This window comes from Cesiribacter sp. SM1, assembly GCF_020178975.1.
Taxonomy (GTDB): Bacteria; Bacteroidota; Bacteroidia; order Cytophagales; family Cyclobacteriaceae; genus Cesiribacter.
Map to the genome: position 1 here is coordinate 97,258 of NZ_JAHXBU010000092.1, position 13,388 is coordinate 110,645.

The 13,388-nt window shown below is 45.8% G+C and carries 13 protein-coding genes and 1 tRNA gene; 3 read left to right on the plus strand and 11 right to left on the minus strand.

Features of this window, described 5'->3' with window-relative positions:
• Positions 1–115: 115 nt before the first annotated feature.
• Positions 116–198 (plus strand) — tRNA-Tyr (locus tag KWJ01_RS20235).
• A 62-nt stretch (positions 199–260) separates the two neighbouring features.
• Here KWJ01_RS20235 and KWJ01_RS20240 read toward each other — a convergent pair.
• The 10 genes from KWJ01_RS20240 to KWJ01_RS20285 all read right to left on the minus strand — a co-directional run bounded on the left by KWJ01_RS20240 (position 261) and on the right by KWJ01_RS20285 (position 10,096).
• Positions 261–470 (minus strand): heavy-metal-associated domain-containing protein, encoded by a 210-nt coding sequence (locus KWJ01_RS20240; protein WP_224998932.1) that lies wholly within the window; start codon positions 468–470, stop codon positions 261–263.
• Between the two features lie 140 nt (positions 471–610).
• Positions 611–2,836: a cation-translocating P-type ATPase gene (locus KWJ01_RS20245; protein ID WP_224998933.1), complete on the minus strand. Its 2,226-nt coding sequence runs from the start codon at positions 2,834–2,836 to the stop codon at positions 611–613.
• Between the two features lie 241 nt (positions 2,837–3,077).
• On the minus strand, positions 3,078–3,650 hold the full coding sequence (locus tag KWJ01_RS20250) for a helix-turn-helix transcriptional regulator (RefSeq protein ID WP_224998934.1): 573 nt from the start codon (positions 3,648–3,650) through the stop codon (positions 3,078–3,080).
• Positions 3,651–3,902: 252 nt separating this feature from the next.
• Entirely contained in the window at positions 3,903–4,247 is a 345-nt protein-coding gene (rplT, locus tag KWJ01_RS20255) for a 50S ribosomal protein L20 (RefSeq protein ID WP_224998935.1), read from the minus strand.
• Positions 4,248–4,354: 107 nt separating this feature from the next.
• The gene (gene rpmI, locus KWJ01_RS20260) at positions 4,355–4,549 is read right to left on the minus strand and encodes a 50S ribosomal protein L35 (protein WP_224998936.1); all 195 of its coding nucleotides are present in this window, start codon (positions 4,547–4,549) and stop codon (positions 4,355–4,357) included.
• Positions 4,550–4,572: 23 nt separating this feature from the next.
• Positions 4,573–5,133: a translation initiation factor IF-3 gene (gene infC / locus KWJ01_RS20265; protein ID WP_224999255.1), complete on the minus strand. Its 561-nt coding sequence runs from the start codon at positions 5,131–5,133 to the stop codon at positions 4,573–4,575.
• 131 nt (positions 5,134–5,264) lie between these two features.
• A complete protein-coding gene (gene thrS, locus KWJ01_RS20270; RefSeq protein WP_224998937.1) occupies positions 5,265–7,205 on the minus strand; it encodes a threonine--tRNA ligase in 1,941 nt (646 codons plus the stop codon).
• Between the two features lie 7 nt (positions 7,206–7,212).
• Complete coding sequence (locus KWJ01_RS20275) at positions 7,213–8,334, minus strand: tetratricopeptide repeat protein (RefSeq protein ID WP_224998938.1); 1,122 nt, start codon at positions 8,332–8,334, stop codon at positions 7,213–7,215.
• Between the two features lie 128 nt (positions 8,335–8,462).
• Entirely contained in the window at positions 8,463–8,768 is a 306-nt protein-coding gene (locus tag KWJ01_RS20280) for a DUF3817 domain-containing protein (RefSeq protein WP_224998939.1), read from the minus strand.
• Between the two features lie 209 nt (positions 8,769–8,977).
• Positions 8,978–10,096 carry an acyl-CoA desaturase gene (locus KWJ01_RS20285; protein ID WP_224998940.1) on the minus strand — a complete coding sequence of 373 codons (1,119 nt, stop codon included), beginning with the start codon at positions 10,094–10,096 and terminating at the stop codon, positions 8,978–8,980.
• Positions 10,097–10,748: 652 nt separating this feature from the next.
• Between KWJ01_RS20285 and KWJ01_RS20290 the strand changes: the two genes are divergently transcribed.
• Both KWJ01_RS20290 and KWJ01_RS20295 read left to right on the plus strand, forming a co-directional pair.
• Positions 10,749–11,492, plus strand: a complete 744-nt coding sequence (locus KWJ01_RS20290; RefSeq protein WP_224998941.1) for a nucleotidyltransferase — start codon at positions 10,749–10,751, stop codon at positions 11,490–11,492.
• Positions 11,493–11,499: 7 nt separating this feature from the next.
• On the plus strand, positions 11,500–12,240 hold the full coding sequence (locus KWJ01_RS20295) for a metallophosphoesterase (protein WP_224998942.1): 741 nt from the start codon (positions 11,500–11,502) through the stop codon (positions 12,238–12,240).
• 369 nt (positions 12,241–12,609) lie between these two features.
• Here the strand turns inward: KWJ01_RS20295 and KWJ01_RS20300 are convergent, their stop codons facing one another.
• A complete protein-coding gene (locus tag KWJ01_RS20300) occupies positions 12,610–13,374 on the minus strand; it encodes a DUF2490 domain-containing protein (protein WP_224998943.1) in 765 nt (254 codons plus the stop codon).
• Positions 13,375–13,388: the final 14 nt, after the last annotated feature.

The following is a 13,388-nucleotide window of genomic DNA, read 5'->3' on the forward strand; positions in this document are numbered from 1 at the left end:
TTAGTAAGTTGTGATACTTTTCAGACAAAAGACTGAAAATATGTTTGCAGCTTAAGAGAAATACTATAGTTTTGCATCCGCTTCGGGAATAAAAATCCAGGGGCTTTGGCAAGATGGGGAGATTCCAGAGCGGCCAAATGGGACGGACTGTAAATCCGTTGTCTTACGACTTCGAAGGTTCGAATCCTTCTCTCCCCACTAAAAAAAGGACTACTCAACAGAGCAGTCCTTTTTTATTTTCATCAATCTGATATCTCTTTTTACTTTCTTTCAATCTTATAACCGGCATCCTGCACAGCCTGTAGCACCTGTTTTTCATCTACTTTATCTCCCTCTACTGTAAGAACTTTATCTTTGGTAGAAGTATCAACTTTCCATTGTTCAACAGAGTCTGCTTTTTGCAGGTAAGGGGTAACTTTTTGAATACAGCTACCACACATAATATTTGTTTTAAATTCTAGCTTTTTCATTTGTCATTCATTTATTAAATCGGGGGCCAGCATTCAAGCGTCTGGATCATTCATATTCCCGAATATTCTTTTCTGCTGACTTCAATATTCCGGAGCAAACCTGATACTTACTTCCTGAATCCTGGATCCTGATCTGTTTTTTACAACTTTACGTTTTTTAATCTAAGACTGTTGAGTACAACAGACACTGAGCTCAGGGCCATAGCGGCTCCTGCAATCATCGGATTCAGTAAAAAGCCCGTGAAGGGGTATAAAAGTCCGGCTGCAATGGGTATACCAATAAGGTTATAGATAAAGGCCCAGAACAGGTTTTCCCTGATAGTCCTGACTGTTTTTTTCGAGAGCGTAAAGGCTTTTGGAATGTGGTTAAGGTCTGAAGAAATGAGCGTCATTTTAGCCACATCCATGGCTATATCAGAACCTTTGCCCATGGCAATACTAACATCGGCCTGTGCCAGTGCCTGTGAGTCGTTTATACCATCGCCCACCATGGCCACTATCCTGCCCTGCTGCTGCAATTCTGTTATATATGCGGCTTTATCAGTTGGCAGAACTTCAGCTTTGAAATGCTCCAGTCCCACTTTTTTGGCTACAGCCGCGGCTGTGTTTTCATTATCGCCGGTAAGCATGTGCACCTCTATTCCCTGCGACTGGAGTTGTCTGATGGCCTCGGCAGATGTTTCCTTGATGGTATCTGCTATTGCCAGTATGCCTAAAACCTCCTGGCTGTTGGCAAAGTAAATAACTGTTTTTGCCGCCTTGCGTAACTGCTGTGCCTGCTCCTCAAGTCTGGCATTAAGCCCTATCCCCTGCTCCTGTATTAGTTTCAGGTTACCTGCAAAATACCTTTCTCTTCCGTAGCGTGCTGTGGCGCCTCTGCCGGTAATGCTCTCAAAGCCCGACACCAGCAAGGCATTAACTTCTTCTTCGTACAGGCTTTTTACAACTGCCTCTGCAAGCGGATGTTCTGAACGCTGTTCCAGCCCCAGTAAAATTTCCTTAAGCACGGGGGCTTCCTGCTCACGCAGCCACAGCCAGTCTGTTACCTGGGGCTTTCCCTGGGTAATGGTGCCTGTTTTGTCAAGAACTACTGCATTTACTTTGTATGAAGTTTCCAGGCTTTCGGCATCCTTGATCAGGATACCCTTTTCTGCTCCCTTACCTATACCTACCATAAGTGCTGTTGGAGTAGCCAGGCCAAGGGCACAAGGACAGGCAATCACCAGCACCGTTACCAGGGCAAGAATTGCCTGTGCCAGCGTACCACCTGCCAGCAGCCATGTAATAAAAGCCAGTACGGCAATGCTGATTACCACTGGAACGAATATGCCTGCAATTTTATCGGCCAGTTTTTGCACCGGGGCTTTGCTGCCCTGCGCCTGCTGAACCATTTGCACTATATTAGCCAGCATGGTATTGGCACCTACCTTTTCTGCCCTGAATACAAAGCTGCCTTTACCATTGATGGTACCAGCAAAAACGGATTCGCCCTCTTTCTTTTCAACCGGCAGAGGTTCGCCGCTAATCATGCTTTCATCTACAAATGAGCTGCCCTCTGTAACCTTGCCATCTACAGGAATTTTATCTCCCGGACGCACCAGTATACTGTGGCCTACTGCAACTTGCTCCAGTGGCACCTCCTGCTCCTTACCATCTACTAAAAGCCGAACTGTTTTGGGCTGCAGGCCCATTAGCTTTTTGATGGCAGAGGAGGTGTGGGCCTTAGCCCGCTCTTCCAGCAGTTTACCAAGTAAAATAAAAGCCACAATCACGGCTGCAGCCTCGTAGTACACATGCGGGTGTATGCCCTGGCGGTGCAGCACATGCGGAAAGAAGGTATTGAAGGCACTATAGGCAAAGGCAATCCCGGTACTTAAGGCTACCAGGGTATCCATATTTGCCCTGCCATGGCGCGCCTGCTTGAAGGCATTAACAAAGAAATTACGGCCAAAGAAGAATAATACGGGCGCAGTAAGTGCCAGCATTATGTAATTGGCATAAGGCATGTCCATGAGAAACATGCCAATGACTACAACAGGAACTGACAGCACTACAGACCAGATGGTTTTGTGGCGCAGTTCGGCCAGGTGTTCTGCACGTGCCTCTTCCTGCAGTTCCTCTCCTTTTTCTTCTTCAACAATCAGGTCGTAGCCAACATCCTGCACCGCTTTTTGCAGCTCCGGCAGGCTAATCTGTTGCGGGTCCCACTCTACCTGTACTTGTTGCGTGGCGTAGTTAACACCGGCTTTTATCACCCCTTTCTGCTCCAGCAGTGTAGATTCAACACTTGCCGCACAGCCGGCACAGGTCATGCCGGTAACGGGTAGTGTTTTTTTCTCCAGGGTATTTTGTGTTAGCGTTTCCATAATGAATGTACTCTTGTACTAAAAATCTATACACAAAGATACGGATGCAGGCTGCGGGGCGCTTTACACAATTTTGTAAAGGATGTATATGTTTTTGGAGAAGTGCTGTGAGGCTCCAGGTATGGAGTTTTAGGTGTGAGTGATAAGGTGTGGGTATCAAAATACCACTCCCTGCTGACTGCTTTCACGGAGCACAATTACCATAACTTATCTCAAACCATACAGGATTTTCTGCCAATCACTATTGCCCTATTCCATCAAGGGGTTTGCGTTTATCTTCACCAATTTTTTTGAAATGGCTTGGGGTAAGGCCGGTTATCTTTTTAAACTGCGAAGAGAGGTGATGAACACTGCTGTAGCCCAGTTTCCAGGCAATTTCGCTAAGGTTAAGCTCGTCGTATACCAACAGCTCTTTTACCTTCTCTATGCGTTGCATAATGATGTATTTCTCTATGGTGATCCCCTCCAGTGAAGAGAATAAATTGCTCAGGTAGTTGTAGTCCATGTGCAGTTCCTCTGCGATGAGATCTGAAAAATTCTCATGCCGGCGTTCATCACTGTGGTGAATTTCACGGATAACTACATTTTTGATCTTTTCAACCAGTGCTGCTTTCCGGTCGTCGAGCAGTTCAAAGCCATCCTGCTGCAGCACTTCTTTCAGCTGCTGCTTTTTCTCATCGCTGATTTCCTGTTTTACAACCATCTCACCCAGCTTAAGGCTCTCTACCTCCAGGCCCAGCTGTTCGGCATCTTCGCGCACCACTTTAATGCAGCGGTTGCAAACCATATTTTTAATGTGTAGGGTTGTTGACATATATATTCTGAACTTTAATGGATGATACTGGCTGCTGCCTGAGCCACTTCTATATATAAGTTAGAAGGTTTGGTTGGTACAAGGTATATTGTATCTGGAAAGCAGGATCGATTTTTTGATAAAAAATACAGGCTGCAGCGATACCCCACTGTACTACCTCATGCCGCTGGCCCGAAATCTCATAGCCCTTTAATACAAAGAACTCCACAACTTTCGCTGTGGAGTTCTTTTATACCGATACCTAAAAGTGATTTATTTAACTTTAGTTACAATGGCGGTGAAAGCCTCTGGGTGGTTCATGGCCAGGTCGGCCAGTACCTTACGGTTCAGGGTGATGTTAGCAGCTTTAAGGCTACCCATCAGTTGTGAGTAAGATAAACCGTTCAGGCGGGCACCAGCATTGATACGCTGAATCCAGATTTTGCGGTATTCGCGTTTTTTCTGCTTACGGTCGCGGTAAGCATAAGCCATACCACGCTCAACAGCGTTTTTGGCTACAGTCCATACATTTTTACGACGGCCAAAATAACCTTTGGCGGCCTTCAGGATTTTTTTTCTCCTGGCTTTAGATGCTACGTGATTTACTGATCTTGGCATAGTACGTGTTGTTTTCGGCTAGAGGCGCTTCCGGAGAAGCCTTGCGTGCAAAGCGCAACCCATAATCCCGGTAAAACTTGTGTTTAACCTTGTTATTTGAAATTTTATTAGATGTTAAGCAGGTCGCGTACGCGGTTCATGTCTGACTCGTGTACAAGGGCCATTTTAACCAGACCACGCTTACGCTTGGTTGATTTCTTGGTCAGGATGTGGTTTTTAAACGCATGCTTGCGCTTAACTTTACCAGTACCTGTTAGCTTAAAACGCTTCTTCGCTCCCGCGTTCGTTTTTACTTTAGGCATTGTTATATAATTTACAGTATCGGTTACTTCTTTTTAGGGGCAGCAGGCTTTGGTGTGAGCATCAGAAACATCCGCTTACCCTCCAGCTTTGGCAACTGCTCTACTTTGGCTAGTTCTTCCAGGGCCTGGGCAAACTTCAGCAGCAAAATCTCTCCCCGCTCTTTGAAAACAATGGTACGGCCTACAAAGTGAACATAAGCTTTGATCTTGGCGCCTTCCTCGAGGAATTTCTTGGCGTGATTCAGCTTAAATTCAAAATCGTGGTCGTCGGTATTAGGACCAAAGCGGATTTCCTTGATAACGGTTTTGGCCGCATTTGCCTTAATTTCCTTTTGTTTTTTCTTCTGCTCGTACTTGAACTTGGAGTAGTCAATAATACGGCATACAGGCGGATCGGCCTTGGCTGAAATTTCTACCAGGTCTAATCCCTGATCTTCGGCCATTTTAAGTGCCTGATCAATCCCGTACACGCCGGTTTCTACGTTTTCTCCAACTACCCGTACCTGGGAAGCTCTGATTTTGCGGTTAACTTTGTAGGGTTCTTCTTCGCGAACCCTAAAGTTAGTTCTAGTAGGTCTTCTGATGTTTACCTCCCTTATTTATGGTTGAACATAAACCATAACCGGTTACTGCAACTATACAGTAGCCGGATTTGGTCGCAAATATAACTTTTTTCAAATTCTTATAATGCCCTGCTTCGGTATTTTGTTTGGGATCAGCCCAAATAATCTTTGATTTCTCCTTTAAAACGATCAACAAACTCATCAAGGCTTACACTTCCCTGGTCGCCGGCTCCATGGCGGCGAATGGAAACCACGCCCTGCTCCTGCTCTTTTTCACCTACAATCAGCATGAAGGGTACCTTCTGCACTTCTGCATCACGGATCTTTCTGCCAATCTTTTCATCGCGGTGGTCAACAGAGGCAGTAATTTCCTGCTCCTGCAGTTGTTCCTTTACCTGGTTGGCATAATCGGCATATTTTTCGCTGATCGGTAGTATGGAGACCTGATCCGGCGACAGCCAGAGCGGGAAGTTACCGGCACAGTGCTCTATGAGTACAGCTACAAAACGCTCCATGGAGCCAAAAGGTGCCCGGTGGATCATTACCGGACGATGGCGCTGGTTGTCGGCACCTACATACTCCAGCTTAAAGCGCTCGGGCAGGTTGTAATCAACCTGTATAGTACCCAACTGCCAGCTGCGGCCCAGTGCATCACGCACCATAAAGTCGAGCTTGGGACCATAAAAGGCTGCCTCGCCCTGTACCTGTACCGTCTGCAGGCCGCGTTCGTCGGCTGCTTCAATGATATCGCGCTCTGCCCTGTCCCACAGCTCATCGCCGCCAATGTATTTCTGCTTGTTGTTTGGGTCACGCAAGCTTACCTGTGCAGTGTAGTTCTCGAAGCCCAGGGCCTTGAATACATACAATACCAGGTCAATCACCTTCTTGAACTCTTCTTTCACCTGGTCGGGGCGGCAGAAAATGTGTGCATCATCCTGTGTAAAGCCACGTACGCGGGTAAGGCCATGCAGCTCTCCGCTTTGTTCGTAACGATACACGGTACCAAACTCGGCCAGGCGAAGCGGCAGGTCTTTGTAGCTGCGCGGCTTTGCCTTATAGATCTCGCAGTGATGCGGGCAGTTCATGGGCTTCAGCAGAAACTCCTCACCTTCGTGCGGCGTGCGAATGGGCTGGAAGGAGTCTGCTCCGTACTTTTCGTAGTGGCCACTGGTAATGTAGAGTTCCTTATTACCAATGTGTGGGGTTACTACCTGCTCATAACCAGCTTTGCGTTGTGCGCGGCGCATAAACTGCTCCAGGCGCTCGCGCAGCATAGTACCTTTAGGTAACCAGAGCGGCAGGCCCATACCTACTTTTTCACTGAAGGTAAACAGCTCCAGCTCTTTTCCCAGCTTGCGGTGGTCGCGCTTTTTGGCTTCCTCTATCATTTTCAGGTACTCCTGTAGCTCCCCTGCTTTGGGGAAAGAAATACCGTAGATACGGGTAAGCTGTTTGCGTTTTTCATCGCCACGCCAGTAGGCGCCGGCTACGTTCAGCAGTTTTACTGCTTTGATGAAACCAGTATTGGGAATGTGCGGTCCGCGGCAAAGGTCGGTGAAGTTACCCTGCTTGTAGAAGGTAATGCTACCATCTTCAAGACCTTCCAGCAGCTCCAGCTTATACTCATCACCTTTTTCTTCAAAATATTTAACAGCATCTGCTTTGGCCATAGGCACGCGCGTAAACTCGCTCTTGCACTTTGCCAGCTCTGCCATCTTCTCTTCTATCCGGGCCAGATCTGCTTCACCCAGGGTTTTGTCACCCAGGTCAATATCATAATAAAACCCATTTTCGATGTTTGGACCAATGCCAAACTTAACGCCGGGATAAAGTTCTTCCAGCGCTTCTGCCAATAAGTGCGCACTAGAGTGCCAGAAAGCAGCTTTGCCTTCCGGATCGTTCCAGGTGAGCAGCTTCAGGGCTGCATCCTCCTCAATGGGACGGTGTGCATCCCAAACCTGTCCGTTCACAACTGCACCCAAAACGTTGCGGGCAAGGCCTTCGCTTATGCTTTTGGCCACATCTAAACCAGTGCTGCCTTTGGGATATCGTCGTACGCTGCCATCGGGCAGGGTGATGTTAATCTGTTCCATCTAAAAATTATTGTTCTACTGCTTTAGGCTTAACGGTATTGATTTCCGGTAAAGCCTGACGTTGTGCCTGCTGTTGCTTCCAGCGTTCAATACGCTCAAGTGTAATTTCTACTGACTGCAAGCCCTGCCGTGCCTCCTGGTAAGTGGTATCGATCAGTAAGGCATTGCGATATTGCTCGCGTGCTGTATAGTACTGGCGCTTTTTGTCATAGAGCTTGCCAAGCCAAAAGTAAGCCTCTTTGGAACGGCTGTCAAGTGCCAGGGTGCGGTTGATATAATATTCGGCAGAATCAGCCCTGTTTTGTTCCATCTGAAGTCTTGCAATAAGCAGCATCAGGTCTGGCTTTTCTCCTCTTTTGCGCTGGATATCAAGCAATACCACCTGGGCACTGTCGGGCCTGCCTGCTTCCAGTAAAATTTCTACTATCTGCATGGGCAGTTCCTCTTTCTCGGGCTGCAGGCTGGCACTCTTGCGCATATAGGCTAGTGCCTGCCTGTAGTTCTTTTCCTTGCGGTAAATATCAGAAAGTATTTCGTAAATCTCGGGCTGATTGCTAATATTTGGCAGGTTTTGCTCTAAATGAGCTTTTGCCCGGGCTGTATCGCCCTGCATCATGTAGAGCTTGCCTTTCTGAAAAACCAGCTGACTGTTGTGGGGCTCTGCCTCCAGCGCCTTGTTCAGAAAGTTCATTGCCTGTGCATAGCCACCCTGTTCGGCATGCACCTGCGTTAATATGGCAAGGGTGCTTGCAGTGCGGTCGCCTAACTGCCAGGCAACCTGTACAGATTCTTCTGCTCTTTTATGCTTTCCCGTTGCCAGAAACAACCTGGCCAGCTCCTTATGATACAAGGTATTGCTTGAATCGAGCTTAACAGCTCTTTTCAGGCTAAGGATGGCATTGTTTTTATTCCCGAGTGCCTCCAGGATACGCGCCTTCTGGTAATAACCGTCAGGATTATTAGGGTACTGGTCTATGGTTTCGCTTACAGCCTGTAAGGCATCCTGGTAATACTGAGAACTACTGGCCGGAACGGCATGAATCTTCTCCCCGGTTTCTTCCGGATTGCAGGAAATTGCTACAAATAATACAATTGCCAGCAGGCAATAATATTTATAAAGTCTGTTCATTACTATAAAAGTAACTAAGCATCATGTAAAGTTCTTAGTCTGCGGATAAAGTTTTACCGTGCAGCAGGTAAGATTCCTGCATTATTGTAACATCCGGAGACGTATATGGCAGGACTTGCTCTGTGTGCTTAAAGAGTCTGCTGCTTTTTAAGAAGCTTTGCATCCATTACAAAGGTACCGAAGGGCACAAGTGATGCAGCAAATGCCAGGAAAACCGTAACGATCGACCAGCGCATCTTTACTGCGGCCTCCAGTAAGGTTACTACATAAAGTACAAAAAGAAAACCATGTGCCCAGCCGGTATATTTTACAAGCATTGGCATGTCTGCACCATATTTCAGGGGCATGGCAACAAACAACAGTATTATAAACGACCAGCCCTCCAGCAGGGCTATGGTTCTGAAACGGCTAAGAGCAGAATCGAAGTATTTCATTTTATGTTCGCTGTATTTTCCTTTATCCAGACAATGATTTCCGGGGCTAAGTTCCCTAAAATTAGATGCCGGAACAAGTAGATTAAACGCTCATAACCACACTTTAATTATATTTCAGATACCTGGCTTTTACCCCTGCCGGTACAGCATCGGCAAGCATAAAAAAAACCGGGAGTGATCCCGGTTCTGTGTATGTTTTCCTAGTTTTCTTAGGCGATTGCCTCGTTCATGCTTGGCGTTTTACCAAAGCGCTGCAGTGTGTTGATGTGAGATTTCAGCGCATCCATGAAGGTGGGGTTTTCCATATAAGGTATGCCAAACTCTTCGGCTGTTTCTTTTACAATACCAGATATTGCAGGATAATGCACATGGCAAATCCTAGGAAATAAATGGTGCTCTACCTGGTAGTTCAGGCCACCAACATACCACGACAGCCATTTATTATGCCTGGAAAAGTTTACGGTTGTGTTCATCTGGTGTATGGCCCAGCTGTTTTCAATGGTGCCGTGCTCATCGGGAAGCGGATGGCTGGTGCCTTCTACAGTGTGAGCAAGCTGAAATACAACGGTGAGAATAAGACCGGCAGCAAAGTGCATGAGCAGGAATCCGCTGATCACATGGCTGAAAGGCAGTCCGAATACTAAAACCGGTACTACCAGCATAGCAATCAGGTATATTGCTTTCAGTAAAATAATTTTTGTAAGTATAACAGCATTTTGCCTGGGAGTATTCGTATTTACGCCATTTCTGGTATACTTGAAATACTGCACAAAATCTTTCGCAACCACCCAGTATAGCGTTAGCACACCATAGAACAAAAAGGCGTATGCATACTGCAGCCTGTGTACGCCTTTTACTTCAGTGTGGGGAGAAAAGCGCAGCACCAGTTTATCCTCTATATCATCGTCCATATGCACCACATTGGTGTAGGTATGGTGCAGTACATTATGTTGCAGTTTCCAGTTAAAAACGGCTCCCCCTAGTAGATTCAGAGAGTACCCTACCCATTCATTTACTTTTTTATTGGAAGAATAAGCACCGTGATTGGCATCGTGCATCACACTCATGCCAATGCCGGCAACACTGATGCCCATCAGAAGCCAAAGCCCCATAGACACCCAGAAACCCGGCTGAAGTGTAAGAAAGAGTGCAAAAGGCAGCAGATAGGCGATGAACAGTACGATGGTCTTCACTACCATGGTAGTGTTGGCATGTGAGGAAATATTATTCTGGATAAAATACTGGTCTACCCTCTGGCGAAGGGTAGCAAAAAAAATGTTTTTGTCTTTGTCTTTGGAAACAAACCTGATTTGTGATTTTCGTGTCATGTGTCTTTAGCTGAAATACCTAGTTGATCAGGAAATTTTTATAAGGATGCCGGATAGATACATTGCGTGTGTTAAGGCAGGCAAATAGATAATGTCAGGCAGAAGAACTTCTCTAAATCAGCCTAAATATAGTAAATAATATGTGGCTTAAGCAGATTACATAATATATTGATATATGGTTTCATTTTGAAATATTGTTTTAACAGATCCCTACAGATATTATTATAATTTGATTTTTACAAAATTGTTAAAACAGTTGATTATGTTGGCAATTATTTTTGATGTTTGATTTCTCCCGCAGAGCATTTAGCTATATAAGCGGCTTCCCTCCCACTGGATCAGTGCATTACAATTTATGCATGGAACAGCCCCGGCAGTAGCTATACCGTCTTCTGTTATCAACCAAAGAAAACCGGGCAGCAACGGTTATTAGAATCATTCAATTTAAGCTTCCGGTCTGAAAACCTGGAACAAATCTTTCGTAAATATAGTATACAACAACTCAGTAGAAATAGACTGGCTGTAAAGGTGTATCCTAAGCGCACCCTCCGGCCTCCCTGTCTTTGCCTGTATCCTGCTCATGCCTGTTATATATAGTATTGACAGAAGGAAATAACCCTATTTCTATTTAAGCAGTTAATAAGAAATACATATGACACTAACGGAAGAACATAAGAAGGAGGCAAATGCTTTCTATAAGGAAGCGCTCACTTTACTGAATGAAAGTGGGGCTCGGTATATGCTGGGCGGAGGTTTTGCCATGTTTCACTACACGGGTATTTACCGCGATACCAAAGACCTGGATGTGTTTTGCAAATCCAGCGAATACCCCAAGATCATGAAGCACTTCTCCGAACATGGGTACCGCACCGAATTAACAGATGTGCGCTGGCTGGCAAAAGTATTCAAAGGCGATAATTTTATAGATATCATCTTCGATACTGTTAATAATATTTGCACGGTAGACGACAGCTGGTATGAAAATGCCAGTGAAGGTGTGCTCTTTGATGTGCCTATTAAATACATACCGGCAGAGGAACTGCTGTGGTGTAAAATATATGTGCAGAACCGCGAACATTTCGATGGCGCCGATGTAAACCACATACTACTAAAATGGGGTGAAAAGCTGAACTGGAAGCGGGTCATGTTCCGGCTCGATCAGCACTGGCATTTGTTACTGGCCCAGTTTGTCATGTTCCAGTTTATCTATCCTGCAGATTATCACAGGATTATTCCGAAAGAATTATTTGAGGAGCTGATGGAAAGGGCACGACAGCAGTACGATTTGCCCCCTTCGCAGGAAAAGGTGTGTCGCGGGCCAATTATTGACCAGACCCAGTATGCGATTGATATCAAAGACTGGAATTATAAAGTTACCACCATTAAGACTGTTTAAACTCTCTATGGAAGAAGAAACCAAAAAAACACGCATAGCAGCCGTAGGCGATATTCACGTTAAAGAAACAGATTCAGGCAAATGGGTAGAATTTTTTAAGGAAGCTTCAAGAAAGGCAGATGTGTTGCTGCTTTGTGGCGACTTAACCAATACAGGCGATGAAGTGGAAGCCCAGGTACTGGCCGAAGAGCTGAAAGCCTGTACAATACCTGTGATTGGTGTGTTAGGCAATCATGATCATGAAAAGGGCCGTCACAAACTCATACGCCATACGCTGCAGAATGAAAATGTGCATATCCTGGATGGTGAAGCTTATGTGGTTGGCGATGTTGGTTTTGCTGGTGTAAAAGGCTTTGGAGGAGGCTTTGATAAATATATGCTTTCGATGTTTGGCGAAGGAGCCAATAAGGCCTTTGTGCAGGAGGCGGTAGAGGAAGCTTTACACCTGGAAAGAGCCCTCTCCCGCTTGGATAGCGAATACAATAATCTGAAAAAGATTGCCGTACTGCATTATTCGCCAGTTGTTGATACTGTAAGAGGGGAACCGGAAGTAATATTTCCATTCCTGGGCTCATCGCGCCTGGCAGAACCGCTGAACAGGAAACAGGTTATTGCAGCCTTTCACGGACATGCGCATATTGGCACCCTCGAGGGTCAGACCAACGGTGGTGTTAAGGTATTTAATGTTTCTAAACCTGTATTATTGAAAGCAGGCTATGAGACTCCTTTTTTTGTATTTGAAGTTTGATCTTCTATTTTGAAGAAATAATCTTTCAAACGACAACATGAATCATCTTGAATTTTTAAGGAGCTAGCATTCCTAATAGAAGTGGCCTCTGGAAATCTCCAGAGGCCACTTCTATTAGCAGTACAGTCTTTGCGAACGCAGCGAAGCGGAGTGCGGAGGCCGCCCCGTGGCAATCTGGCTTCTATGCGCGTAGATGCCAGATTGCCGCAGCGGCGGACCGTTTCGTCGTGCCTCCCGGGCCTCGGTGGTTCGCAAAAACTAGTACCTTAAAGCAAAAACAGCCTTGGAATAGCATCCAAGGCTGTTTTTGCTTAATTTATCCCAAATCAAAATTCGGGATGATTCATGTTTGTTTATAGAAGGTGAATCCTATTGTTTGTAAAGGTCTATGTTGTAAAACAAGGATACATTGATGGTAGGGTTTTGTTCATACTGGTATCCATTTGCCTTGCGGATTACCTGGTTCATATATCCGGCCTGCAGGTTGGCCAGAGGGCTAAACTGGTAGCCCAAGCCTATATAAATCCTGTTCTGCTGAAAATTGCTTACCATAAAATTGTTCTCCAGATTAATAAACAGCTCATCCCAGGCAGAAATAAACAACTGCTTTGCACCTTCTGCCGCTGTATGTAGCGGTAGCCTTGCAAATATGCGGTACCGAAAGCGCTGAGCATAACTGCTGCCACTTATTGTAGCCCTGCCTGCTAAATCATCCTGTATCTGTCCTATCCAGCGTTCTTCCAGCCGGTACCGGTGAGAAAGACCAACCTTACCGATTGAATGGCGCATGTGCAACTGCTGCCACAGCTGATTTTCCGGCACTATTGTTCTTAGTGGCTGTTCCCCGTAGGGAAAGCTCCTGATGTAGGTATAGCCAAAACCAAAATCCAGTGCAGGGGTAATCCGGTAGTTTATGGCAGGCCTTAGCAAAACCTGCTGCCAGTCCTTAAACACATCTGCTCTGCGTAAATGTAGTTCTGTCGTTAAGAACCACTTAGGGCTAAACCTGAATTCATTCATCAGCAGAAACCAGCTGTTGGTGCTGCTGGAAACTTCTTTTTGCTGCTGTGCCTGCGCCACTCCTGCTCCACACATCCCTATGAAAGCTACAGTTACAAGTACTCTTTTTAACATCTGTTTTTATTTTA